This is a genomic window from Limnothrix sp. FACHB-406 (genome assembly GCF_014698235.1).
Lineage (GTDB): Bacteria > Cyanobacteriota > Cyanobacteriia > CACIAM-69d > CACIAM-69d > CACIAM-69d.
Map to the genome: position 1 here is coordinate 48361 of NZ_JACJSP010000022.1, position 26259 is coordinate 74619.

Consider the following 26259-nt stretch of genomic DNA (forward strand, 5'->3'; position numbering starts at 1 on the left):
GCCCTAACGCCCCTGCTCGATCGCCGGTTTGGGGGTTTCGGGGGTGGGTTCGGCGCTGGGGCTGAAGGCCGGGCCAACCCAAGCCAGGGCAATGGCCCCTAGCACGATCCACTGGGTCGCTTGCAGGAGCCGATCGGGCGATCGGGGAGCCGTTGGAGGATTGGAGTTGGGGGGCAAATCCGGTTGCATAGCTAGTTTTAAGAGTGTTGTTGAGAGTGTTGGTGAGAGTGTTCTTGGGATTGCTTTTGGGATTGCTTTTAGAATGATGCTTCGGTTCAATCAGCCAAACGCTGAACCAAAATTAGTGTGACATCATCATCGGTGCGCTGGGCAATTCGATCGGACTCCAAAAACGCCCGCAGCCGATCGATCACGACGGTCAGGTCTGGGCTTTGGGCTAAAAACCGAAACAGCGGCTGAAAAAAGGGCTGAAAAGGCGATTGATCGGGTTCCTGTAAGGCCAATCGCTGCAAACCATCGGAAAATAGCGCGAGAGATTGCCAATCACCAAGCCAAGTGACCAACTGAGGCGATCGGGCGGCCCCTGGCTCCTGCAAAAATCGGGTTTCGTTGGCAAATTCTCCCTGTTCCGGCTGCGTGAGCGTTTGCCAATTGCCCTGGGCATCTTGAATCACCACCGCCCCATCGCCAATTTGGCCGATCACCAATCCCGTTGGTAAGGCCACCGTCACCACCAAGGTGCAAGCCAACTCTCGCAAGGCCAAATCCCGATCGCGTGCGGCCCGATCGACCGCCCACCGAGCCGCCCGCACCACCGCCCGCAACAACGGCAACCAATCCGCCAACGATCGGGGCGATCGCCGCCGCTGCCAACGAGGCAACAACGTTAAAACCGTTTCCACCGCCACCTGGGCCCCCAGATCGGAGGCACTGGCCGATCCGGCTCCGTCGGCCACCACCGCAAATCCTGCCCGATCGCCCAAGACCCAACCACTGGCATCTTGGCAAGGTTCCGCCGCCCGCCGATGCCGACTCCCCGCCACCGACAGGGCGATCGATGCCATCCGCATCGATTCCAGTTGCATCCCAAGTTGCAGCGATGCAACTTCCTGACCCGTGACGCTCAATCCTAACTCCTGTCTACACAAACCAGCGGCAACTCAATCATAAAGGTTGTGCCCGCCCCTAACTGGGACTCCAACCACAATCGACCGCCATGCTTTTCTTCAATCACTTGTCGAGACAGGGTTAAGCCCAAGCCGGTTCCTTTGCCAACCAATTTAGTTGTAAATAAATGCTCAAAAATTTGGCTTTGTAGCTCCTCAGCAATGCCGCGCCCGTTGTCCTGGATGGATAGGTGAACCGATTTTTGATCCGCCGAGAGGGCAGTGGTGATGATGATTTGGGGGGGATTTTCGCTGAGCGCCTGGACAGGGCGATCGCGGCAAGCTTCATCCAGTTCATCGATCGCGTTAGCCAGCAAATTCATAAACACCTGATTCAGTTGACCGGCAAAGCATTCCACTTCAGGCACATCACCATAGTTTTTAATGACCTGAATGGCAGGCCGATGATCATGGGACTTCAGGCGATGTTTTAACGGTAAAATTGTGCTGTCCAATCCATCTTGCAAATCAAAACTAACTGGATATTCACTATCTAAGCGCGAGAAGGTTCTTAAGCTATCACTAATCGTTTTAATGCGATCAATTCCCTGATTCATCGACTCCAAAAGCTTGGGCAAGTCCTGGCGAATGAATTCTAAATCCACTTCTTCAATGAGTTGTTGCACCTGCTGATGGGGATCGGGATGATGTTCCGCATAGGCATCCAACAGGGCAAACAGATCCTCCAGGTGCTCCAATGCAGGGCGAATATTGCCCTTTAAAAACCCCAAAGGATTATTAATTTCATGGGCCACCCCGGCGACCAAATTCCCCAGGGCCGACATTTTTTCACTTTGTACCAGTTGAATTTGCGCTTGCTGAAGCTGTTCCACCACCTGCTCGAGGGTCGTGGACTTTTCTAAGAGCTGAGCCTCGGATTCTTGCAAACGTCGTTCGGCCATCACTCGATCGGTCACATTCTGGGCGATCGAGTAAATGGATAGCATCTGATCTTGGTCATCAAAAACCGGCGTGTTAATCCATTCACAAATAATGACACTGCCGTCTTTGCAGATATTCTCATTTTGACAAACAACCGTTTTTCGCTCCTCTAGCAGGGCCACCATCAGCGGCTTAATTTCGGTTTGCACGGTTGGCGACACGATACGGCTAACCGGTTGTAGATAAATTTCTTCCGCAGAATAGCCAAAGATTTTTTCGGCAGCCGGGTTCCAACTGATGACACAGAAATCTTGGTTCCATTCAATCAGCGCTAAGGGGGTTTGCTGAATCAGGAAACTGAGTTTTTCAGTGATGCCAAGAAACTGGTTTGACATAACAGTCAGTTGTTGAATGGAAGGAAAATTAGCAATCTTGCTGAGTCGATGTCTGAAAAGCGTCTTGGATTATTTACCAAGCACGAATCATCACGAAGGCAAGGAGCTTAAGCCCCTTATTTGCGATGACACCTGAAAGGAGTAGCTATGGCTTTTCAGACATCTACTTAGGGATAACGCTTAGCAAGCTATCCAAACACTAAACATCAAACAATCAGCCCAGGACAGACCATAGTTATGAATATCTGTATTGGATTGAATATTTATAAAGAGTACCAGCGTATTAGAACTTTAAATTTGAGTTGCAAAATGTGCAAATAGCACCAAGTATCCTCCAATCTTAACGGATGATCCGAATGGCCGCCGTAAATTTGTGATATTTGTAGTTAAAGTTTCGATAATGCATCATCACAAATTAATCCCCCACCTTAGCTGCCGATCAGTGGTGCGTTAAAGTTCTGGAGTGATTTTGCTCAATTTTTCGCCAAAAATCAGCAGAGATGCGATTAGCGCGAAATTTCAACTCCGTTCGGGTCAAGGCGCGTTCCTTCGCCATGGAGATTCACCGGCTGCGATCGCCCGTTCCAGCGGTTCTAAACTGATTTTGCCTAGACCAATCGCGCTTGGCGATAGAACTGCACCCGATCACGCAGGGTATTAGCCGGGGTTTCTTGGCTCCAATGTTCCACCAAGGCATGGCCCAAGGCCCAAGCTTCCCGCTCCGGTGGCTGACCGTTGTCGGTCACCAGCGGCCACAGGGACAGCCAATCTAAGTTGCGCGATCGCGCTTCGCCGTCCAAGCTGGCTGTTGGTTGCAGTAGGCTAAACAGGTCGTAGGCCAGTTGCAACTTACCAACCACCAGGGGCAATTGCTCGATCGGGATGCGCTCGGCCAACAGATAGGCCAAGGTTGGAGAGCCGGTCATCACCCGCGAAATGAGTTGCAGAACGGGGCTTTTGAGAAACAGGGCCAGCCCTTGGGCGGTGGACATTTGGAACACATATTGATCGATGATGCGAGCGGCGGCCGTGGCGCGGGCTTCCCGATCGCGTAGGAAGCGGGCCAAGCGAAGTTCCTGGGCTGGGCCGATCGCCTCTAGTAATGCCAGGGAAAGGGTTTCCAGCCCCCAAGGCCCCCGCTCTCCCAACACCACAGGCAAGAATTGATCGCAATGGGCCCCCAGTAGCTCGGCGCGATATTGCACCGCTTCCCGCATCGATTGCTCCTTGGGTCGATCTCCCTCCAACCAGTCGTAGGGCGGTTGCCACTCCCGCAGGGGCCGCAAGCGATCCACCTGGGAAATGACCCCAATCACCGGAGCCGTCACCCCAGCGGCCTGCAAATCTCGCAAGCAGTCCAAATCCATCTGTAGCGCCGGATCCAGCGCTGGAGTCACCAACAGGATCACGTCTGCGGCCCGAGCGGCCGCCCGGGCCCGCTCTCCGGCCGTTGGGTTACCCGCCTGTTCATAGCCCGGTGAGTCCCACAGCCGCAACCGATCGCCCGTGGCGGCCACCCACTCATAGCTCACCACCCGATCGGTGTTGGGCAACACATCCGTTTCCGCCAACTCCGCCGCAAACAGCCCATTCACCAGGCTGCTTTTGCCGGCCCCCGTTCGCCCCAACAACAACACATTCACCACGGCGGTGGCGATCGCCTCTTCCGGTTCCGCTTGAGCAATCAAGGCTTGCAGGGTTTCGGTTTGGGCCTGGGGAATGGGTGAGGCGATCGGGGCAAAATTTTCCGGCGGCAACCCGGCCCCACCGTACAGGGCGATCGCCTGGCGCGCCAAATTCCGCAAAGCCGTTTCCCGCAACACTTGCCCCAAATTCGCCAACAGGGCGCGATCAGCCCTAGTGCTGGAGCCTTGGGTGATCGTTCGAGCCGCCGCCGCCACCGGATTCAAAAACCACTGGGCCCACTGCCAAGCCCGAAACGCCTTGCGCATGGAAGGCTCCAGCTTTTGATACAGCGTATAGGTCTCGTAGGCTTGGCCCACGGTCACCTGGCCCAAAACTGGCTCCAGTTGCTGCATCCAGCGATCCAAATCATCCACCGTCCCCCGCATCAATCGATAGGCTTGGGGCACATAAATACTGAGTAAGGGATAGCTCGCCTCCGGGTAATAGGCCCGAGCAACCGCCGTCGTTAAGCTCAAACAACGCTGCCAAAACTGATCCCAATTTTCCCAAGGGGCCGGGTCGTTTTGGGCAGCTTGCAACAGGTCCGTTAAGGCCACTTCCGCCCGCGCCAACGCACCTTCATTCACCGGCACAGCAACATGATCGCCCCGCTGTTCCCAGTCCGCCAGCCCCGCCGAGGCGATCGCCGCTTCCACTTGCCCCACCATGGATTTTGTCCAGCGCACCAGCAACCAGCGCCAGCCCACCAGCATCAGGGTAAACAGTCCCCAAATCCAACTCAAGCCCCAAGCGTGCAACTGGGAGCCGGCCGCCCACAGCACCACCCCCACTATCGTCACCAACGGCAGCGCCAACACCACCCACTGCCACCGCGCCAATCGCACCATTGCCGCCAACTCCCAAGGCTACGGTTCCCATTCTAGAAACCATCAGGGGCGATCGCCCAAGCTTTTTTAATGCGTGAGAATGGGCAGCAAAACCATGCTTAACAGCAACCATGCGATCAAAAAAAGGCGATCAAAAAAGGCGATCGGTTCACTAGGTTACAAAATCAGGCGATCGTCATCACCCTCAGCACAAACATTAAGATTGACACCTGACCAAAAGAAATTGCTAAGCTAGATGTCTGAGTTGATGAAAACACGATCAATTTCAACTCTATCAACGCTTCATCACGGATTAATTTAGATGTCTCCACTGAATGCTTCTTCAATCAATTCTTTTCCTGAAGTTCCTGGCTATAGAATTTTTGAACAAATTCACCGTGGGTCACGCACATCCGTTTATCGCGCCATCCAGCACCATAGTCAGCGACTAGTAATTCTAAAAGCGCTGCATTCAAGCTATCCCACCTTTAGTGAATTAATTCAATTTCGAAATCAATACGCCATCACTCAAAATCTTGATGTTCCAGGCATTGTGCAGCCTTTAGATTTGGAGCCGATCGGCAATAGCTATGCCCTGATCATGGAAGACTGTGGCAGCATTTCTCTTCAGCAATATTGTCAGCAACAACAACTCAGCCTAGGTGATGTGCTCAACATTGCCCTGCAACTGACCACCATTCTGCATAACCTGCATCAGCAACGGGTCATTCATAAAGATATTAAGCCGGCCAATATTCTAATTCATCCAGAATCCAAGCAAGTCAAACTCATTGACTTTAGCATCGCGTCCCTATTGCCCAAAGAGACACAGGAAATTCAAAATCCGAATGTTCTTGAAGGAACCCTGACTTATCTTGCGCCGGAGCAAACCGGACGCATGAACCGGGGGATTGACTATCGCGCGGATTTTTATGCCTTGGGTGTGACCTTATATCAACTATTCAGTGGCCAGTTGCCCTTTGAGTCAGAGGATCCAATGGAGCTGGTGCATTGTCATATTGCCAAAGTACCCACACCCGTTGAGCAAATCAATCCAGCCATTCCAGCCATCGTAGGGGCGATCGTTGCTAAATTGATTGCCAAAAATGCTGAGGATCGCTATCAAAGTGCCCTGGGACTAAAACATGATTTACAACAATGCTTGAACCAGTGGCAGGACACAGGCACTGTTGCTGATTTTGAATTGGGTCAACGGGATTTAAGCGATCGCTTCCTGATTCCTGAAAAACTCTATGGCCGCGAAACGGAAGTTCAAGCGCTCCTGAAAGCCTTTGATCGGATTGCTCAAGGCCGTTCAGAATTGATGCTAGTGGCGGGATTCTCTGGAATTGGCAAAACCGCTGTTGTCAACGAAGTTCACAAGCCCATTACTCAGAAAAAAGGCTATTTCATTAAGGGAAAATTTGATCAATTCAATCGCAGTATTCCCCTCTTTGCGTTTGTACAAGCACTGCGCGACCTGATGGGACAGCTTTTGTCAGAATCTGATGCGCAATTAGCCCAATGGAAGACCCATATTCTGGAAGCCGTGGGCAGCAATGGTCAAATTCTGATCGATCTCATTCCTGAGCTGGAACAAGTTATTGGGCCGCAGCCACCCGCTCCAGAGCTTTCTGGTGAAGCCGCCCAAAATCGTTTTAACCACTTATTTCAAAATTTCATTCAAGTTTTTGCAAAATCAGATCACCCCCTCGTCATTTTTATCGATGATCTGCAATGGGCTGATTCAACTTCTTTGGGGTTGATGCAAAATCTGTTAACAGAGGCTCGCTCCCATGCTCAATGTCTCTTGGTTTTGGGAGCCTATCGAGATAATGAAGTGTTGCCCGGCCATCCCTTTTTAATCACAGTAAAAGCCTTAGAAGAGGCCCATGTTTCCTTGACGACCCTCACCCTCGGCCCCTTAAGTGCAGAGAGTCTCAACCAGTTAATTGCTGATACTTTCCGAACCTCAAACAGCAAAGTGCAGCCCTTGACCCATCTGGTGATGCAAAAAACCCAGGGCAACCCATTCTTTGCGACCCAATTCCTCAAAGCACTACACCAAGACAGTCTCATTACCTTCGATCGGGAGGCGGGTCACTGGCAATGCGACTTAGTACCAGTACAGGACGCAGCCTTAACGGATGATGTGGTGGAGTTCATGGCCTTGCAGCTCCAAAAGTTGCCCATGGTCACCCAAGAACAACTGAAGTTTGCCGCTTGTGTTGGGGCTAAATTTGACCTCAAGACCTTAGCAATTGTTTCAGAACAAAGCGAAATTCAAGCGGCTTCAGCCCTATGGCCAGCACTGCAAGAGGGGCTGATTTTGCCAGAGGGCAAGATTTATAAGTTCTATGCGGATCGTGATTCATCCCAGGTCGATCAAGCCTGGAGCGAAGAAATTTCTGGGCAAATTCAATACCGTTTTTCCCATGACCGAGTGCAACAGGCTGCTTATTCCCTGATTCCTGAAGATCAGAAACAGGTGACTCACCTGAAGATGGGTCAGTTGCTCCAAAGTCGCCTGTCGGCAGCAGAGCGAGAGGAGAAGCTATTTGATATTGTCGGACATTTGAATTTGGGGCATGGGCTATTAAGTCAGCAAAATGAACGAGAGGCATTGATTCGACTGAATCTTGCTGCCATTGACAAGGCGAAAAAGGCAACGGCTTACGGTGCGGCTCAAGGCCTCGTGACGATCGGGCTGGAGCTACTTTCAGAAGAGCCTTGGCAGACCCAGTATGAATTGAGCTTAAAACTCCATCAAATGGCGGCAGATGTGGCCTGTTTAAAGGCTGATTTTGAGGGGGCGATCGCCCAAGTTCAACAGGTTTTAGAGCAAGCTCAAACCGTCTTGGATAAAGTGCCTGTTTATATGGTGCAAGTCAGGGTGTTGACGGCTCAGAATCAATTGGCAGAGGCGATCGCCATTGCTGCCCAAGCTATCACTGAATTGGGAGTTCAGTTTCCCGACGACATCACACCAAGCCTCACCGCCCAAACCTTGCAAACTGTGGAAACTGAGCTAGAGGGAACGGTCATTGAGGATTTGGTCAATTTGCCAGTGATGACTGACCCAAAGACCATTGCCGCCATGGAATTGCTGGGCATGATTATGCCCATGGTATTTATTGCAAAGCCCACTTTTCTACCCTTTGTTTGCGCAAAGATTGTGAGCTTGTCGCTCCAGTTTGGCAACACGCCTGTCTCAAGTGTTGGTTATACGACTTACGGCTTGGTTTTAGCCACGGGCTTCGGTCAGGTCGATCGGGGCTATCGCTTGGGAAAAATGTCCTTAACCCTAATCGATCAGCTCAATACAAAAGCATACAAGTGCCTGAGCATTCTTTTCTTTGCTGCCTGTGTTCAGCACCAGAAAGAAGCCATGACTTCCATAGCAGCTCTGCTTAAGCAGGGATATTTAACCGGTATAGAAGCCGGTGACTTTTTATATTTAGGCTATTGTTTAGCCCACTATTTTTATGCTTATTTCTATAGCGGCAAGGAATTATCTGGACTGCAAGCCGAGGTTGATCAATTCTGTTCTGCTATTGCTTCGTCAAAGCAAGATAACGCTCTAGCATACTTGCAGATGACGAGTGAGTTTCTTGAACGATTGTTGGTCACACACCGCCAGCCCGCTCTCTTGATTGGCGATCGTTATGACGAGACGAAAATCTTTCCAAAACATCTTCAAAATCAGCAACTAACTGATCTTGGGATTGCTTACACCTACAAATTGATCTTGGCCTATTTGTTTGGTGATTATGGGCTTGCCCTTGAATATCTCAGTGAAGTCAAGCAGTATCTAGATAACATTGTCGGAATGTTGCATATTCCCGCCATCCATTTTTATGGAGGGTTAACCTGTTTGGCAGTCGCGATCGGCAAGCCCGAAAATGAGCGATTAGAGCTACTCGCCTTGGTGGAACAGCACCAAAGCAGCCTATCACCTTGGGCAGAGAATGCCCCGATGAATTACCAGCACAAGCTGGATCTTTTGACAGCAGAAAAACATCAATTTTTGGGCAATTTCTTGGAGGCAATTAATGGCTATGAGCGGGCGATCGCGGGTGCTAAAGCTAATGGTTTCATTCAAGAAGAAGCTTTAGCATATGAACTGGCCGCGCAATTTTATCTCGATTGGGGTAAGGAGAAAATTGCCGCCAGCTATATGCAGGAAGCCTACTATGGCTATGCTCGCTGGGGAGCGAAAGCCAAAGTGGTTGATTTAGAGCAACGCTACGCCCAATTACTACAACCGATTCTGCAAGCGGCCAATCAACCCTTCGCCCTTTTAGAAACCCTAGCGACGATCACAAATCCTGCTGATTCACCACGCGCCACTCCGCATGGAAGTTCTAGCGGCAGCATTAACCAAATGCTTGATTTTACTGCCCTGCTACAGGTCTCTCAAAATCTGGTCAGTACGATCGCCCTAGATGAATTGCTGCAAACCCTAGCTCAGACGATGTTGAAAAACTCGGGAGCCGATCGATGTGCCTTAATCCTTTGGGAGGGCGATCGATGGCAGGTGAGAGTGATGGCAAACCCAGAGCAGGTGACATTGCAATCGACTCCCTTAGACGATAACCCCGACATTCCGATCAAGTTGATTCAATATGTCAAAAACAGGGCAGTGACGGTTGTTGTCAATGATCTTGATACCGATTTACCCGTCATTGGTGATTATCTAAACTGCTATCAACCCAAGAGTGTCTTGTGTTTGCCAATTCTTAACCAAGGAAATGTGCGGTCTATTTTATACCTGGAAAATCGATCAACCAGTGGCGTGTTTACCAGCGATCGAATCACTATTTTGAAATTCCTTTGCAGCCAGGCCGCCATTTCTTTGGAAAATGCTCGACTTTACCAACAGTCTCAAACCTATGCGCAACAGTTGGAGCAGTCCCAATTGCAAATGGTGCAGAGCGAGAAAATGGCTTCTCTCGGAAACCTCGTGGCAGGGGTAGCTCACGAAGTTAACAACCCGATCGGCTTTCTCAATGGCAGCATTAATAATGGCAAGGATCACGTTAAAGACCTATTGGCACATTTGGCGCTTTATCAGCAACATTATCCCAATCCAGTTATTCCCATTCAAGATCATGCTGAAGACATTGACTTAGAGTATATTTGCGAAGATTTACCCCAGTTGCTGAACTCAATGCAGGGAGCAACCGATCGAATCAAATCGATCAGCACCAGCCTTCGCATTTTCTCTCGTGCCGACACAGAATATAAGGTCAGCGCTAATTTGCATGAGGGTATTGACAGCACAGTGCTGATTTTGAAATACCGGCTCAAGGCAAATCCGTTTCGGCCTGCCATCGAAGTCAAAACTGACTACGGAGACATACCAGAAGTTGAGTGTTTTCCAGGACAAATCAACCAGGTATTTATGAATATCCTGGCCAATGCAATCGATGTGTTTGATGAAATGGTGCAGGGTCGATCGTTCAAGGAATTAGAAGCGCATCCCCAAATCATCACAATCAGTACAACTGTTGTTGATGATCAAGTGCAGATTTCAATTCGGGATAATGGCAAGGGCATTAGCGAAGAGGTGCAAGCCAAAATCTTTGACCATTTGTTTACCACAAAGGGCGTGGGCAAGGGGACGGGATTAGGGCTAACGATCGCCCGCCAAATTGTCGAGAAAAAACATGGCGGCAGTTTGACAGTCCAGTCAGCATTAGGACAGGGAACTGAGTTTTTGATTCAACTGCCAATCAAGGGCTAGACAAGGCTGCAAAACATTGCTCAACGGCAATAATTCGATCGGGAAAGGCGATCGGGGCGATCGTCTCACCAGGTTGCAAGATCAGCCGATCGCCATAGCCATCAGCACAGGGCGATCGATAAACTTCTAAGTGGCGCTGCTCCAAGTCCACTAACCAATAGTCCCCGATCGACTCGCGGGCATAGAGTACGCCTTTGACCTGGCGATCGTATCGAGCGGTGCTGTCAGCAACTTCAATGAGCAACTGAACATCAGCGGGAGTTGGATAGCCATCTTCATAGAAGTTCGATCGCCATCGCAGCACTGCAATATCCGGCTGGGGAAATGAGTCGGTCATCTGCAAAGAGTTGTGCACGCTGACGATTACCTGCTCCTGGAGTCGCGCTGTCAACAAATGCATCAACCGATTCACACAGGCTATGTGACGAGCTGTAGTAGTTGATGCTTCAACCATTGTTGTTTGGTGACCTTAATATATGAGTTAGATAGCCAAAGTGTTGAAAATGTTACTATGTAAGCTTTTAAATTGTTCTTGCTTGAATAAATTTAAAGCGATGTGAATGAATTCAAGAAAAAATATACAGAAATAAACCCTCGAAATCTTTGAAGTATATTAGAGTTTTAGTGAGACAACCGAATCACTCCTAAATTATCATCTAATTATGAAAGACCTCAGTCTTCCAAAAAAGCAAGCCATTGTTCAGTTTTTGATATGGCAATCTTATCGAGATGGAGAACTCACAGCTCAAGAACAAGAGTTTCTGAAAAATATTGCTGATCAGATGGGTTTGACAGACTTGCCTAAATTTGACGGATTAAAGGAATTAGACGATCCGTATCCAGTGCTGAAGCATCTGAAAACTAGAGAAAGTCAGCTTCTACTGCTAAAGCTATTGATTCAAATGTCTTTTGCAGACGAGGTGTATGACGCACGTGAGCGTGAAGCATTAGTTATGACTGCCAAAATACTTGGCTGGCCATTGAATACTGTAGACGCTATTGAGCATGAACTGACTGAGAATTTAAAAGCAAAATTGACTGACTTAAATTCAGAGAATCCAGAATCTTCCACTTCAGCAGTACAAAAATCGCAAGAATGGGATTGGTGGAAAATTGGTCAAATCGCAGGGGCTGCTGTGGTTGGTGGTGCAGCTTTAGTCATGACAGCTGGAGTAGCAGCTCCTGTTCTAGGGGGGTTAATTGGGACGCAACTTTTGGGGTTAAGCGGTGCAGCCGCAACATCAGCAGGTTTAGCCCTATTGGGAGGTGGCAGTCTTGCGGCTGGTGGAGCTGGAATGGCAGGCGGTATAGCTGTTTTAACAACAGCCCTAGGAGCGTGTGGTGCAGGAGTAGCAGCATGGAAAGCTAGCCATGTTTTGGGAGATATAGAGGAATGGGATATTCAATATGTTGATGGCTCTGGATTGCATGTTTGTTTGGGAATTAGCGGCTTTCTACAACAAGGGCAAGGATCTTTAGACGCTTGGACTTCACTGCGCAATGTATTTCCACAGTCTGTTAATTACTCGTTGATGTGGGAGTCGAAGGCGCAGCATCATGTCTATGATTCTGTGATGTCCGTTGGACAAAAAAGTTTTGCAGGATTTGCAGCAGCATCAGCGGCCCAATCAGCAACTAAAATGGCTTTTCAAGCATTGGTTTGGCCAACTGCCATATTATCTGCTATGGACATCATCGATAATCCTTGGGCCGTTGCCAGAAATCGAGCTGACCAAGCAGGAAAAATACTAGGTGATTACTTGGCGGAAAATCAATTTGGTGGACTACCAGTAACACTAATTGGCTATTCGCTAGGGACACAAGTCATTCTTTCTGCTTTAAATCGACTAGCTGAACGAGGCTCCCATGGAAAAATTTATAATGTTTATCTTCTAGCCGGAGCAGTTGCTCAAAATGATCAACGACTGCAAGTAATTGATCAAGTTGTTGCCGGTACTGTAGTCAATGTTTATTGCAGAAGTGATCTCGTCTTACGATATATCTATCGTCTAGCGGAAGGATTTGCACAACCAATTGGTGTTGAACCTTTAGAGCATGATGGTGTTGTTAATTTAGATGTTAGTGATTTTATCAATGGTCATTTAGACTACGTGTCAAATTTGCAACGAATTCTGACTGAAGTGAAGTTGTCAATTGGCTATCAGGAAGTTTTTGAATCGTCTGTGCCGCAAGAGAATGAAGCCGTAGAGAATTCCGATCAGCCAATCTTAAAAGATTTGATTAAGATTCTCAAGAAAGTTCCAGGTATGACAAATGCCAGCTTTTCAGATTTTTCTAGTGCAACCTCGGTAGTGCAATTTAAAAATAATCTGCATATTCGAACATGGAAAAACTTTTTTGGTGTTGATCACGTGTTTGTCGGCCGTGACTCAACTTGTCTTTATGGTGGTTTTGTAGGCTGGGTTCATTCTGACGGAATGGAGGCTGCTCTGAAAAAAATTAAGCAAAAATATTCTGACTTTATAATTTAAAATCATTAGACTTTTGCATACAAGAAATCGATGGACTCTACGTCACCTGACTCCATCGCGGGCCGCCAGATCTGATTTCACCCATACGCAGCAAATTGAGAATGGGTTCACTGAACAAGTGTTGTAAATCTTCAGGCAGCTTTTGAACATTAGTGGTTAGAGTTAACCCTTCCATCCATTGCTGAACTCTGGTGGCAAAATCCCATCCAGATTGTGTTTGAGATTGATGTTGAGTTGGCGGCAGCAACGTATCTGGCAATTTGGCTTCACCGATCATTTGAATAGAGCGGCCATCAGATTGCTCAAAGGAATCCCAAAGTAGCATGATTGTTTCACCCCAAATCAGCAACCCATTGGGGCATCCTACACCAACCATATATTGCTTTAACTGGGCGATCGCCCGCGATGCTTGATCAACACCATGGCTGGTTAGCTTAATTTCTACCAGCATCAAATATTCACCATCGGGACTGACCACAATGATGTCTGGTTGAAATCTGTCAGGCTGAAAATCAAGTGAACTGGTGCTGGTTTGGGTCGTGTTCATCCTTGAAGTCTGGTATGAATTGACAGTATTGCCTGCCTTTTCAAGATAACCGCCAAAATAGGGCCTTGACCTGATGCGATCGCTCCGTTTGCAACTACTCAATCATGACCATCTCGATCAGTTGGTGGCGATCGACCAGATAGCCTTGGGTGGTCTATGGAGCGCCAACACCTATCGCCGGGAACTGGATAGCCCGAATAGTGATTTGCTCGGGGCGATCGATCCGCAAGGACAACTGATCGGGTTTGGTTGCGCCTGGGCGATCGTTGACGAGTGCCACATCACGGCGATCGCCCTGCGGCCCGAGTGGCAGCGACAGGGCTTGGGCCAAACCCTGCTGTGGGGCCTGTTGAGCTTGGCGCGGCAACGGGAAATGAAACGCGCCACCCTTGAAGTGCGACCCAGCAACCAAGCCGCCCTCTCGCTTTACGAAAAATTTGGCTTCCAGGAGGCCGGCCGTCGCAAACGCTACTACGCCGATGGCGAAGATGCGGCGATCCTGTGGTTAGGCAAGTTGGATTGGCCCCAGTTTGCTCAACAGCTCGATCGCACCGCTGCTGACCTGAGCGATCGACTGGCGCAACATCAATGGCAGTGGTGGGGAGAGATTATGCCCCCAACCGCCGGGGTCGGCAGCCCCCCAAGCCATGCGCTAGATTAAAAACCTATCTTTCAATCCTGCCCAACAGGTTCACCCAATTTTTGGGATTCACCCCAGTCCACTGGCTCAATGGGGGTCTGCCAAATTCTGGCTAACCCTTGAGCTGGCCCATGTTTCACTCCCGATCGGGCCGTTTTGCCGCTGGCCCTTGCCATCAGCAATCCCAAGACCCGATTTTCAACCCAAACGTTCTTTAAAAATCCTAAAAGCATTCATCAATCCATCCCCCAGGATCGCCCAAAAGGCTTGATCCCCCCCTACCCCATCGGGGAACAAAATCTCCCGAAAGTTCATGGCAATTTCTCGAGTTCTTGAGCTTGCCAAGGGGAAGGCGATCGAGTTGGGGAAACCGCCCGATCGCCCCCCAATTGCCGGCCAGGTCAGCCCCAAACTGCCCAAACCGCGCGTGTTAAAATCAGATTTGCCAGCACTTCGCAGGTGATAGGGAACCGCCAATGTTTGAACGCTTCACTGAGAAAGCCATTAAGGTGATCATGCTCGCCCAAGAAGAGGCCCGCCGCCTGGGTCATAACTTCGTGGGCACTGAGCAAATCCTTCTCGGACTCATTGGCGAAGGCACTGGTGTAGCCGCCAAAGTCCTGAAATCCATGGGTGTCAACCTCAAGGACGCTCGGATTGAGGTCGAAAAAATTATCGGTCGCGGCTCCGGTTTCGTGGCTGTGGAAATTCCCTTCACGCCCCGGGCCAAGCGGGTTCTGGAACTGTCGCTCGAAGAGGCCCGCCAACTGGGTCATAACTACATCGGCACAGAGCACCTGCTGCTGGGCCTGATCCGCGAAGGAGAGGGGGTCGCGGCCCGAGTGCTGGAAAATCTGGGCGTTGACCTGTCGAAGGTGCGCACCCAAGTGATTCGGATGTTGGGCGAAACGGCGGAAGTGACTGCCGGTGGCTCCCAAGGCCGCACCAAGACCCCAACCCTGGATGAGTTTGGGGCTAACCTGACCCAACAGGCTGCTGAAGGCAAGTTGGATCCGGTGGTGGGTCGCCAGAAGGAAATTGAGCGGGTGATTCAGATTTTGGGTCGCCGCACCAAAAACAACCCGGTGTTGATCGGGGAGCCGGGCGTGGGTAAAACCGCGATCGCCGAAGGGTTGGCCCAACGGATTGCCAATGGCGATGTGCCGGACATTCTGGAAGACAAGCGGGTCGTGACGCTGGATATCGGTCTGTTGGTGGCCGGTACCAAGTATCGCGGGGAGTTTGAAGAGCGCCTGAAGAAGATCATGGATGAGATTCGCCAGGCCGGTAACGTGATCCTGGTGATCGATGAAGTCCATACCCTGATTGGCGCGGGTGCTGCGGAAGGGGCGATCGATGCCGCCAACATACTGAAGCCAGCCCTCGCACGGGGCGAATTGCAGTGCATCGGAGCCACGACCCTGGATGAGTACCGCAAGCACATCGAGCGGGATGCGGCCCTGGAGCGGCGCTTCCAGCCGGTGATGGTGGGTGAGCCGACCGTGGACGAAACGATCGAGATTCTGCGCGGTCTGCGGGAGCGCTACGAGCAACACCACAAGCTGAAGATTTCCGATGAAGCGCTGGAAGCAGCAGCCAAGCTGTCCGATCGCTACATCAGCGATCGCTACTTGCCCGACAAGGCGATCGACTTGATCGACGAAGCGGGATCGCGGGTGCGCTTGCTGAATTCCCAACTGCCTCCGGCTGCTAAGGAATTGGACAAGGAGCTGCGGGAAGTCCTCAAGCAAAAGGACGAAGCCGTGCGATCGCAGGACTTTGACAAGGCCGGCGAGCTGCGCGACAAGGAAATGGAAATTAAGCAGCAAATCCGCAACATCGCCCAAACCAAGAAATCGGAAGAGCGGGCCGATGATCCGCTGCAACCGGTGGTGGACGAGGAGGACATCGCCCAAATCGTCGCCTCCTGGACGGGTGTGCCGGTGAACAAGCTCACCGAGTCCGAATCCGAAAAGCTGCTGCACATGGAAGACGTGTTGCACCAGCGGCTGATCGGCCAAGACGAAGCGGTGAAGGCCGTGTCTCGCGCCATTCGTCGGGCCCGCGTGGGTCTGAAGAACCCCAACCGCCCGATCGCCAGCTTCATCTTCTCTGGCCCCACTGGGGTTGGGAAAACCGAGCTGACCAAGGCCTTGGCGGCCTATTTCTTCGGCTCCGAAGAAGCGATGATCCGCCTCGACATGTCGGAGTACATGGAGCGGCACACGGTCTCGAAACTGATCGGTTCGCCTCCGGGCTACGTGGGCTACAACGAAGGCGGCCAACTGACCGAAGCCGTGCGTCGTCGTCCCTACACCGTGGTGCTGTTCGACGAAATCGAAAAGGCCCACCCCGATGTGTTCAACATGCTGCTGCAAATCTTGGAAGACGGTCGCTTGACCGATGCCAAGGGCCGCACGGTGGACTTCAAGAACACCTTGATCATCCTCACCTCGAACATCGGTTCTAAGGTGATCGAAAAGGGTGGCGGTGGTCTGGGCTTCGAGTTTGGCGAAGACCAAGCCGAGTCCCAGTACAACCGAATCAAGTCCCTGGTGAACGAGGAGCTGAAGAACTACTTCCGCCCCGAGTTCCTGAACCGCCTGGACGAAATCATCGTCTTCCGCCAACTGAGCAAGGACGAGGTGAAGGAAATCGCCGAAATCCTGCTCAAGGAAGTGTTTGCCCGCTTGACCGAGCGCGGCATCACCCTGGCGGTGACCGACAAGTTCCGCGAACGCCTGATCGAAGAGGGCTTCAACCCCAGCTACGGGGCGCGGCCGCTGCGTCGGGCGATCATGCGCCTCCTGGAAGACGTGCTGGCGGAGGAAATCCTCTCCGGCCGGATCAAGGACGGCGACACGGCCACGATCGACCTCGACGAAGACCGCAACGTGAAGGTGGACGTGACGGCCAGTGCGCCGCCCGCTGAAACCCGTGAACTGGTGGGTCAAGGGGCTGAGTAACTCTGAATCGAACGAGATCAAGACGCGATCGGCTCGATCGCGATCGGGTTTAGTTCAGCTCAGTTCCAGCCCTTGATGGGAATGCACTAGTGCTCATTTGTGAAAGGGCGACCCGTTGGGGCCGCCCTTTTACGGTTTTTGCTGGTATTTGCTGGGGCCAGTTCTTGATCCAGATTGGCTGAATACCACCCAGGGATCACCGCTGACCGGTGTGGCGGCATCGATCGCACTGACCACAGCGCCAGTTAGCCGACTTGGGCGGTAACCCCAGCGCTTGCAACAGAAAACGCCACCGACAACCCCGATCGCCCCCGTAGCGACGCATCGAAAGCTCAACTGATCGACCCATGCGAGCTTGGCGAGCGATCGTCGCTGACCATTGCCCCGACCATTGCCCCGACAATTGCCCCGACAATTTGTAGTGGAACGGGTCGAGCCAGTCCAGTTGACCGAGGGCATGGAGCCAACTGAGGGCGATCGCCCCTTCAGCAAACTGATCGGCAATTTCAGCGATCGCGCCTTCCTGGGGCAAACGTCGGGCCACAAGTCCCAAATTTTGAATTTGTTGGCGGGTTTGTTGCTGAAAGTGGCGATCGAGCCGTTGATCGGTGCTGTCCAGCCAGCCGGTGGGTTCACTGACCAACAGCAAAATATCGGCCGGTTGCCCATCCCGACCGGCGCGACCAATTTCCTGCACATATTCCGCCGGGATCATCGGCCGATGCCAATGAACAATCCAGCGCACATCGGGGCGATCGATCCCCATGCCAAAGGCGCTGGTGCAGACCAAAAAGGGCAACTTACCCCCCACCCACTGAGCTTCCAACCGGCGGCGATCAGGCGGTGGCAACCCGGCATGATACGCGGCTGTCTGGTAGCCCCGATCGCGCAAATTCCGGGCCAGGTCTTCGCAGGTTTGGCGGCTGCGGGCAAAAATCAAGCCCCCTTGGCCGGGGCGATCGCGTAACCACCGCCGCAAACGCCACTGACGCTGGGCGGGAACCCAACAGCGCTGCACCTGTAATCGCAGGTTGGCTCGATAGGGGGATTGCTCAAACCAGGCTGGGTTCCGCAACCCCAGCACTTGGGCAATGATGGCCCGATCGGTGGGGGTGGCGGTGGCCGTGAACGCGGCGATCGGGATTGGCTTTTGGGCCGCTGCTTCCAGGGTTTGGCGGGCGATCCCTAAACGGCGGTAGGCGGGCCGAAAGGTTTCGCCCCACTGGGCCAAGCAATGGGCCTCATCGATCGCCAGGCCCTGAATTTGGGGAGCTAACCGCAACAACCTTGACCAAACTCGCTGGCTGAACAGGGTTTCGGGCGACAGATACAGCAATCGCAACTGGCCCCGCTCCAAGCGATCGAGCACCTCTTTTTGTTGCGATCGAGGCACTTCACTATGCAGGGTGGCGGCCGGCAATCCCTTGGCCCGCAGGTCTGCCACTTGCCGATCCATCAGCGACACCAGGGGCGACACCACCACAGTCAAGCCCGATCGCAACAGGGCCGGCAATTGAAAGCACAAGGATTTACCGGTTCCCGTTGGCAACAGGGCCCACAGATCCCGTCCTTGCAAAATGGTTTGGATGATGTCGCCCTGGGGTCCGCGAAATCCATCGTAGCCCCACAGGGTTTGAAAGAGTGATCGCGCCCGTTGCCATTCATCCATCCCGATCGCGCCTCTGCCCCGAATGCTGCACCGTTTATCAGTGACCTAAACCGAAGCCAGGGGGCGATCAGCCGGTTTGGGATCAACTTTGCTGCACACTTCGTAGAAATTCGTGACCGGCGGTTTCAGGAAAAGGTGAGCCATTTTGGCAAAAATTGCCTCGCAAGCTTCATTGCGATTGGCATCCATATCATCAATATTGTCCCAAAAGATCACCGCAATGCCGCGATCGCTGTTGGTCTCTTGCAGCAAATAAGCCCCTTCAAAACCCTGTTTGTAGGTGGAAACTGCCGCTTCAAACAGTTGTTGAGCTTCGGCAAATTTGCCCGGCCGAAATTCCCCGATCGCCACGTAGGCATACTGATGCTTCAGGAAGTCTAGAAATTCGCTCATAACGCTCGTTGAGTCCTAACGGTGCTTGCTTAAGGCCAGCCTAACTCGATCCCTTGACGCAACTAGAAAAAGCCGGTCAAACATCACTAACTTGTAGCGAATTGAAATGCTTTGCAACCTCTCGGTTTGCTAACTTTACGAAGCCATAATCAAAGCGATACTAAAGGTCACAATAAGCCAGTTGAACGAATCGACTTTCGAGCAAATTTTTTTTAGTTAACTTGGCTAACTCAGTAGCCTGTAGGGTGGGCAATGCCCACTAAACCGTTGCTTCACCGTTGCTTCATAAGCATCTGCGATATGGCGTGCCAATTATTTTAGGTAAAGGCTGTAACTTGGTTCACTCGGTTCACTCGATTAACTCGGCTAACGGCGCGATCGGGTGATTGCCCAAAGTCCCAAAAATCCCAAACCCACGCCACCCACACCCAACCACACCAGTTCCCCAGAATGCCATGGGGTCTCGGTGGTCGTTTCAGCGGTGGCGGCCACTGGTGAGGCGATCGCAGCGGCCACGGGAGCGGGACTGGTCGTGGGGGCAGCTCCGGCCAGCACGGTGGTTTCGTATCGAAACTCAAAGGGTTGGAAGTCGCCCGGTTGTTTCGGCTGACCTTTCAACACCAAGTCATAGGCCCCCGCTGCCGGAAACACGGTGGTTGCGCCGGGCATGTTTTGAAACCCTTCGGCGGCCTTGGGTGTGAGGGGCGGTTGCCAGGGTTGGGGGGCTGTCGGACTTTGCAAGCGAGGGCTGATGGTGAGTTGGCAGTTGCAGCGATCAAGGGGGATCGTTGCGCCGCCTTTGCGAGTGAGGCTAAACCAAACGGTGGCCGGCTCCCCTGATCGGGGGTTGTGGTCGGGTTCCAAGTGAAACAGGGCCGCCACGTCGGCTCCCGTCTTCACCTGGTGGGCCCCCGAGGGCCAGGCCAGACCAAACCCCAGCCCGATCGCCCCCAAGCCAACGCTCATCCAGCAAGCTGCCCGGCTCACGCGGCTTGCCCCAGATAGGCTTCCAAAACCCTTGGATCCGCTTGGATCATGTCCGGGGAGCCATCCGCTAAATTTTGACCATCCGCCAAAACCCACACCCGATCGCACAGGGACATAATCACATCCATGTTGTGTTCCACAATCAGGAAGGTCAGTCCTTCCCGATTCCAGGTTTGGATTCGATCGCAGATTTGCTCAATCAGGGCTGGATTCACGCCGGCCGCTGGCTCATCCAGCAACACCAACTTGGGTTGCACCATCAGGGCCCGTCCCATTTCCAGCAGTTTGCGCTGCCCACCGGACAGGGAACCGGCATATTCCCGCGCCATGTGGGCCAGGCCGATCGCCTCCAACAGTTCCATGGCTCGCAATTCCAAGTCCCGTTGCTGGCGACGGATGCGGCTGCCTTGGGTCCAAACTTCCCAAAACCGTTCGCCCCGTTGATCTTGGGCTGCCAAAATCATGTTCTCCAGCACCGACAACCGGGAAAGCACCCGCGCCACCTGAAAGGTTCGCACCATCCCCTGGCGGGCGATTTGGTGGGGCGACAGATTGTGAATGGGTTGCCCATCCAAAAACACTTCACCACTATCGGAGGGAATGAAGTTAGAGAGCAGGTTAAAGAGGGTGGTTTTGCCCGCGCCGTTGGGGCCAATCAGGCCGGTAATACTGCCCGATCGCACCTCAATGTTGGCTCCCTTCACGGCTTTCAGGCCCCCGAAGCTTTTGCAAAGTTGCTTGGCTTGCAGCAGGGGCCGAGCAGGCAGGGTTTCGGTCATTTGGGGCCGATCGCTGGTGGAAGGGGTCATGGCAACGGGCGACTCAAGGGGCAACGGGCCCCACGGGGCCCCACAAACACGGGACTGGCGGGATTCGAACCCGCGACCTAGCGCTTAGGAGGCGCTTGCTCTATCCATCTGAGCCACAGCCCCAAATCCAAATTTCAGACCGATTATAGGCGAATTTTTTGCGTTCCTTTAGTTAAGGCGGCGACGGTTACGGTGGTGGATTCACCTCCGGGGCGATCGCCTGGAGGGTCAATCGGTAATGGTAGAGGGCCACGGGGCGGTTGCGGGTCACGGAGGCATAGCGATCGCGTGGGGCCAGATAAACGGCCGTGAACTGATCGGCTTCGATCGCGTCCGGGGCGGTGCGGCGATAATCCGTGGTGGTTTCCACCGCGTTGGCATAGACCGATCGCCCTTGCTGAGTCCCCTCGTTTTGAAAGGACTGCACAATCACTTCCGTGGCCAGAAACCGCCGATCACTCGGTGTTTCGCTGGCTCGATCGGTCACGGTGGAAACCAAGGCCCGCTGATTGGCCAACTTCAAAATCTGCTCGTTGGGATTGCCCGGATCCGCCACCACCCCAGCAATAGCCCCTCGTCCCAGGTAAGCAGCGGCAATATTCAAACCGTTCAAGGCGCGATCAGCCACAATCGGGGCCCGATCGGGCGGTTGATATTTCCGTAGGGGAAAGGCACTCAGGGCCGGCGCAATGGTTTGGGGGCCAAATCGCACCGCAAAGCTCACGGGCTGTCCCAGGAGCGATCGATTGCTCTCAAAACCGGGAGTCACAATTTCCGGCGCGAACGGAGCCGACAACTCCAGCAACGTACTGGTGACCTGCCAATCACCCGCCATCCACGGGGGATAGATCAAGTCTCCGGCGGCGGGTTTGGTGGGGGGTTTGGTGACCCAATAGGGAAAAGCATTGACCCGATCGAGCAGGGGGCCCGCCTGGACCACGGACGGCCAACCCAACCAAGCCATGAACCCCCAAAAAAGGGCCAAACCCAGGGCAATCCCCGGGGCAAACCAACGGCTGAACCCTCGGCTTGCCGATCGCTTCGATCGCCGCGTCACCCCACTACCACCCCGTTTGGAAATTCATAAACAGCCCCACAAAAAACGCCAACTGGGCCGCCAGCACGAACATATACAGCACTGCGCGGGGCCGAAAAATGGACAGCAGCAGCCCGATCGCCTTCAGGTCAATGATGGGGCCAAACACCAAAAAGGACAGCAAAGAACCGCTGGTGAACGCACCCGAAAAGGAAAGGGCAAAGAAGGAATCCACGGTGGAACAAATGGAGATCACCGCCGCCAACACCATCATGGCGATGATTGAGGTGACGGGCCCTTGTCCCAAACTGAGCACCACCTCGCGCGGCACGGCCACCTGCACCACCGCCGCGATCGCACTGCCCAAAATCAACACGCCGCCCAGTTCTCGCAGTTCCCGCACCACGTTCTCCAAAAACAATCGCCAGCGCTCGGCTCCGCTCATGCGCTCGCGCGATCGATCCACCGCTAAGGACTGCATCGTGGCCAACGAAGACTCCAGCGGTTTGCCCGTGGTCACCCCTGGCCAGTAGGTTCCCGAGGTGAGCAAGCCCCGCTCCTGGGCCACTCGCTCAATGCCCGTTAGCTCGCGCGATCGCAGCATGGAACGGGCCAAACCCGGATTCAGAAAAGGTCGTAAATCCTTTTGGGCCCCAAACACACAGCCCACAATCACCGCAATCAGCAAGGCCGCCAAAACCCGAAACACCACCAATTCGGGTCGATCGCGAAAGGCCGTCCAGGTGGCCCAAATGGCCACCGGATTGGCCGTGGGCGCAGCCAGCAAGAACCCCACCGCCACCGGGGCCGGAATTCCCTGCAACAACAGCCGCCGCGCCACGGGCACATTGCCACATTCACAGACCGGAAAGCAGAATCCCATCACGCTGCCCGCCAAGGCCCCCAAAACGGGATGGCGCGGCAGCAGGGAAATTAAGCGCCCTTCGTCAATGAACAATAACAGCGCGCTCGAAAACACTACTCCCATGAGCAGGAAGGGCAGTGCCTCCACAATTAGGCTCAGGAACAGCGTAAAACCAGCGTTGAAAGCGCGATCGAGCGGCATTCAAATCTCCAAGCTCAAAGTCGGAAACTAACGAGGCCCAGGGCCCCATCGACCGGCGATGCTACGGGGTGATTGTACCGCACCGATACTAAAGAACTGACCGCCAGTCAGCCGCCCATTCGCCGCTGCCCGGCCGCCCATCAACCCAGTTGGGCCGCCGCCGCTTCGGATACCTGGGCGATCGCATCTTGGCTGAGGGTCTCCAACGCTGCCCGGGCCTGGGGTGCATCGAATTGCCCCAAGGTGAGGGCTAGCCGGTGGCGCACCTGCCAATCGCTGCTGTCCATAAACGGTAACAGATGGGGCAAGGCGCGATCGTCCGCCAACTCGCCCAGGGCCCCAATGGCCGCCAGCCGCTCCAACTCGTTGTCCGAAGCCAAGGCCGACAGCAGCACATCCACCGCCCGCAGGTCGCCCAATTCTCCCAGGGCCGAAAGGATGCTGAAGCGCACCAGCCATTCCCCGCTGGATTGATACAAGGCCACCAAGTCTTCGTAGGCCGCCGTCAGCTTCAAGCCACCGAGGCAGTCGGCCGCCGCGGCCTGCACGTCCGGTTCCGGATCCGACAGCAACCCCCGCAACAGCTCCAGCGATCGATCGGGATCTTGCCCGCCCAGGCTGTCAAACTGGCTCACCGCCGCATAGCGAACTCGGGTGTTGGCATCCCCGATCGCCAGTTGAATCAGCGCAAATCCTTGATCCGGCGGTAGGGCACGAATATCATTCACCGCCCGCAGGCGATCGCTCAAATTCTCAGAATGCAGCAACTCGCGAATTTGGTCAGGCGTGGCAGTCATAACAGCGTCATTTAAAGAACGTAGTCAAACAGAAATTCATTCAATCAACCAACAAACCAACAAACCAACCAACCAACGAACCAACCAACCATCAACCCGGCCCCAATCCCAGCCGAACAATGGGCGAAACAGGCGATCGCCCTTGGGCCCAAAGATGGGGTGGCGCTTTCAGCAACTATACGGAAAAACCGGAGACGCTTCACGGCCCTGCGATCCCCGTCCAAGGACGTAGCAGGGCTTTCAGCGTTGGGATCGCCATTTCTTAAACATACTGACAGATCCCCAGGCAAGTGGTCGCATAAATTTAAAACATAAATTCAAGAGCCGTTACCTGAAATAGCAGCTCACCGCATTTCTGATACAAGGCTGTTATATTCATCAGCCATTACTCAACGAATGAGTAAACATTGATTGCAACAGAGACTATCCTCAAAAACTCGATGGTAGATTAACAACATGAAGCGAGAGAGCTTCAGCTCCGAAACAGCCTCCTAACGACTCCTGTTGAAGAGTCAATTGCAAATAGTTTGATTGCAAAACGCTGTTTTTCGTTCAAGATCGAGCAATAGCACCCTGCTGAGACGCTCATTTCTCCCCAGCTTAATTATCCAGGGAATTTCGGTTTAAGTTGCTGAAACAGCAATTTTCAACCTTCATGAATCCTGTGTGAATCATGGCAGTGTTGAGACCGAATCCGCTAAGGATCAACGTATGAGAGGAGAACAGAAGCAGTCCATCGCCTGGGTGCTATTCTCGTTTTTGGACTTGGGATTGAATCCAATTGCGCAAATAATCATCCACCAGATCCGGCACTTCATCATGGGGACAATGGCCCGCATTTAAAAAGTGCTCCGTGATCTGATCGAAGTATTGATGAAACTGAGCCGATCGCGCCCTGGTTTGCATCCAAGGATCGCCTTCGCCCCACAGCAACAGCAAGGGAGATTGCAACTTGCCCAGGAGTTGATCAACGTTTTCGCCCCGAGGGGATTTAAACACCGAAGCGAACACTTTCACGGCTCCCGGATCGCAAGAAGGGCGATAAATTTCTTCCACCAGGCGATCGGTCACGGCGGTTTGATCTAAATACACCTTTTGCAGGGTTTTGCGAATGGTGGATTTGCGTCTGGCATTTTGGAATAGTAAATAGCTGGGCAACGGCTGCAACAGCACATTCCGCACCAGCGATCGAACCAGTTTTTGGAACCCATTGGGCTGGGTTTGGGTTGTGGTTTCCGTGAAAGGGCCCGCACTGTTCAAGAGAGCAACCCCACAAACCGATTCGGGATGATTGGCAGCCACGCAAAGGGATGCATAACCCCCCAAGGAATTCCCGGCGATCACAACCGGCTGACCAATCACCTGCTGAATGAATTCCTGTAGCTGCGCTTGCCACAGTTGACCGCTGTAAACCCAATCGGGCTTAGCCGATCGCCCAAAGCCCAACAGGTCGATCGCCCAGACTTCAAAGTCTTGCTGAAGATCCGCAAGGTTTTTGCGCCAATGATCCGTCGAAGCCCCAAACCCATGCACCAACAGAATGGGCGGTTGCTGGGGATGGCCCGTTCCCGATCGCACGTAGTGAATCGCTTGATCGCGCCACTGCCAAAACTGGCTGGGGGGCGCATCGGCCGCCGCCAACTGAGCACGGCGGTCAAGATTTGGGGCGATCGGGAGATTCACGGCAGTCATGGGGCTAGATTTAGGGAGCGATTATAAATTTATGTAAATATTCTAGCGCCAAGCTCAAATCTTGTCGCGATCATGGAACTTCTACAAGCCTCACACCAGTCAGGGTGTTATGAATTCAATCGCAATGTTCACCAGGTCAAAATAGATTAAAAGATTTGGCTGAAATAAGGATTGGCTCTATGGCAGATGCTAAAACAGAGTTTCTCTTGGGATCTGGATAGAGAGCGTTTTTTGGACAAATTTGGACAAGCTTGTTCTGAGCGAAATATCGAATCACGAAATTCTGGCCCCTGTTCACAGCCGGTTTTTATTTACACACAGCGTCTCTTGATCTTGTTTGTAAATAAAAACTTGTGAGCAAAAGCTTCAGAAGTGTTGAATCTAAACACAAAACTTCATATTCTAGGCAACAAGAGTTTCTGGCAGTAAATCATAGCTCCAATGACTGATTGAGCCATAGCGACCGAGTACAACTTGCAAATATCGCAATTTATCTAGTAGC

At 52.8% G+C, this 26259-nt stretch carries 18 protein-coding genes and 1 tRNA gene; 4 read left to right on the forward strand and 15 right to left on the reverse strand.

From position 1 onward, the window contains the following. Nucleotides 1-3 precede the first annotated feature (3 nt). The 4 genes from H6G53_RS16615 to H6G53_RS16630 all read right to left on the reverse strand — a co-directional run bounded on the left by H6G53_RS16615 (nucleotide 4) and on the right by H6G53_RS16630 (nucleotide 4938). Nucleotides 4-189 (reverse strand): hypothetical protein, encoded by a 186-nt coding sequence (locus H6G53_RS16615; protein ID WP_190354117.1) that lies wholly within the window; start codon nucleotides 187-189, stop codon nucleotides 4-6. An 86-nt stretch (nucleotides 190-275) separates the two neighbouring features. Further along, the gene (locus H6G53_RS16620) at nucleotides 276-1088 is read right to left on the reverse strand and encodes a PP2C family serine/threonine-protein phosphatase (protein ID WP_190534846.1); all 813 of its coding nucleotides are present in this window, start codon (nucleotides 1086-1088) and stop codon (nucleotides 276-278) included. 2 nt (nucleotides 1089-1090) lie between these two features. Beyond that, entirely contained in the window at nucleotides 1091-2404 is a 1314-nt protein-coding gene (locus tag H6G53_RS16625) for an ATP-binding protein (RefSeq protein ID WP_190534849.1), read from the reverse strand. A 608-nt stretch (nucleotides 2405-3012) separates the two neighbouring features. Then, nucleotides 3013-4938: a GTPase family protein gene (locus H6G53_RS16630; RefSeq protein WP_190534852.1), complete on the reverse strand. Its 1926-nt coding sequence runs from the start codon at nucleotides 4936-4938 to the stop codon at nucleotides 3013-3015. Nucleotides 4939-5239: 301 nt separating this feature from the next. On the opposite strand from H6G53_RS16630, the gene H6G53_RS16635 reads away from it, so the two are divergent. Next, nucleotides 5240-10663 (forward strand): ATP-binding sensor histidine kinase, encoded by a 5424-nt coding sequence (locus tag H6G53_RS16635; RefSeq protein ID WP_190534854.1) that lies wholly within the window; start codon nucleotides 5240-5242, stop codon nucleotides 10661-10663. Here the strand turns inward: H6G53_RS16635 and H6G53_RS16640 are convergent. Beyond that, a complete protein-coding gene (locus H6G53_RS16640; RefSeq protein WP_190534857.1) occupies nucleotides 10653-11117 on the reverse strand; it encodes a Uma2 family endonuclease in 465 nt (154 codons plus the stop codon). The two genes, H6G53_RS16635 and H6G53_RS16640, sit on opposite strands and share 11 nt — an antisense overlap. A gap of 208 nt (nucleotides 11118-11325) precedes the next feature. Between H6G53_RS16640 and H6G53_RS16645 the strand changes: the two genes are divergently transcribed. Continuing rightward, a complete protein-coding gene (locus H6G53_RS16645) occupies nucleotides 11326-13155 on the forward strand; it encodes a DUF726 domain-containing protein (RefSeq protein WP_190534860.1) in 1830 nt (609 codons plus the stop codon). Nucleotides 13156-13192: 37 nt separating this feature from the next. Here the strand turns inward: H6G53_RS16645 and H6G53_RS16650 are convergent, their stop codons facing one another. Further along, on the reverse strand, nucleotides 13193-13702 hold the full coding sequence (locus H6G53_RS16650) for a type I restriction enzyme HsdR N-terminal domain-containing protein (RefSeq protein ID WP_190534863.1): 510 nt from the start codon (nucleotides 13700-13702) through the stop codon (nucleotides 13193-13195). A 73-nt stretch (nucleotides 13703-13775) separates the two neighbouring features. Between H6G53_RS16650 and rimI the strand changes: the two genes are divergently transcribed. Both rimI and H6G53_RS16660 read left to right on the forward strand, forming a co-directional pair. Continuing rightward, entirely contained in the window at nucleotides 13776-14363 is a 588-nt protein-coding gene (rimI, locus tag H6G53_RS16655; protein ID WP_190534866.1) for a ribosomal protein S18-alanine N-acetyltransferase, read from the forward strand. A 455-nt stretch (nucleotides 14364-14818) separates the two neighbouring features. Then, nucleotides 14819-17308, forward strand: coding sequence for an ATP-dependent Clp protease ATP-binding subunit (locus tag H6G53_RS16660; RefSeq protein ID WP_190534869.1), 2490 nt, complete (start codon nucleotides 14819-14821; stop codon nucleotides 17306-17308). Nucleotides 17309-17504: 196 nt separating this feature from the next. Here H6G53_RS16660 and H6G53_RS16665 read toward each other — a convergent pair whose 3' ends face one another. The 9 genes from H6G53_RS16665 to H6G53_RS16705 form a co-directional block, all read right to left on the reverse strand. Beyond that, nucleotides 17505-18977, reverse strand: a complete 1473-nt coding sequence (locus H6G53_RS16665) for an ATP-dependent DNA helicase RecQ (RefSeq protein ID WP_190534872.1) — start codon at nucleotides 18975-18977, stop codon at nucleotides 17505-17507. A gap of 45 nt (nucleotides 18978-19022) precedes the next feature. After that, nucleotides 19023-19370 (reverse strand): antibiotic biosynthesis monooxygenase, encoded by a 348-nt coding sequence (locus H6G53_RS16670; RefSeq protein ID WP_190354108.1) that lies wholly within the window; start codon nucleotides 19368-19370, stop codon nucleotides 19023-19025. Nucleotides 19371-19736: 366 nt separating this feature from the next. Further along, nucleotides 19737-20336 carry a hypothetical protein gene (locus H6G53_RS16675; RefSeq protein WP_190354242.1) on the reverse strand — a complete coding sequence of 200 codons (600 nt, stop codon included), beginning with the start codon at nucleotides 20334-20336 and terminating at the stop codon, nucleotides 19737-19739. Nucleotides 20337-20353: 17 nt separating this feature from the next. Continuing rightward, nucleotides 20354-21166: an ABC transporter ATP-binding protein gene (locus tag H6G53_RS16680; RefSeq protein ID WP_242030705.1), complete on the reverse strand. Its 813-nt coding sequence runs from the start codon at nucleotides 21164-21166 to the stop codon at nucleotides 20354-20356. Between the two features lie 49 nt (nucleotides 21167-21215). After that, nucleotides 21216-21289 (reverse strand) — tRNA-Arg (locus H6G53_RS16685). Nucleotides 21290-21353: 64 nt separating this feature from the next. Further along, on the reverse strand, nucleotides 21354-22223 hold the full coding sequence (locus tag H6G53_RS16690) for a DUF6816 family protein (RefSeq protein WP_199309293.1): 870 nt from the start codon (nucleotides 22221-22223) through the stop codon (nucleotides 21354-21356). Between the two features lie 4 nt (nucleotides 22224-22227). Continuing rightward, a complete protein-coding gene (locus tag H6G53_RS16695) occupies nucleotides 22228-23268 on the reverse strand; it encodes a permease (RefSeq protein ID WP_099531776.1) in 1041 nt (346 codons plus the stop codon). Nucleotides 23269-23408: 140 nt separating this feature from the next. Beyond that, nucleotides 23409-24065 carry a HEAT repeat domain-containing protein gene (locus tag H6G53_RS16700; RefSeq protein WP_099531775.1) on the reverse strand — a complete coding sequence of 219 codons (657 nt, stop codon included), beginning with the start codon at nucleotides 24063-24065 and terminating at the stop codon, nucleotides 23409-23411. 747 nt (nucleotides 24066-24812) lie between these two features. Continuing rightward, nucleotides 24813-25757, reverse strand: coding sequence for an alpha/beta fold hydrolase (locus tag H6G53_RS16705; protein WP_190534875.1), 945 nt, complete (start codon nucleotides 25755-25757; stop codon nucleotides 24813-24815). Between the last annotated feature and the right edge of the window lie 502 nt (nucleotides 25758-26259).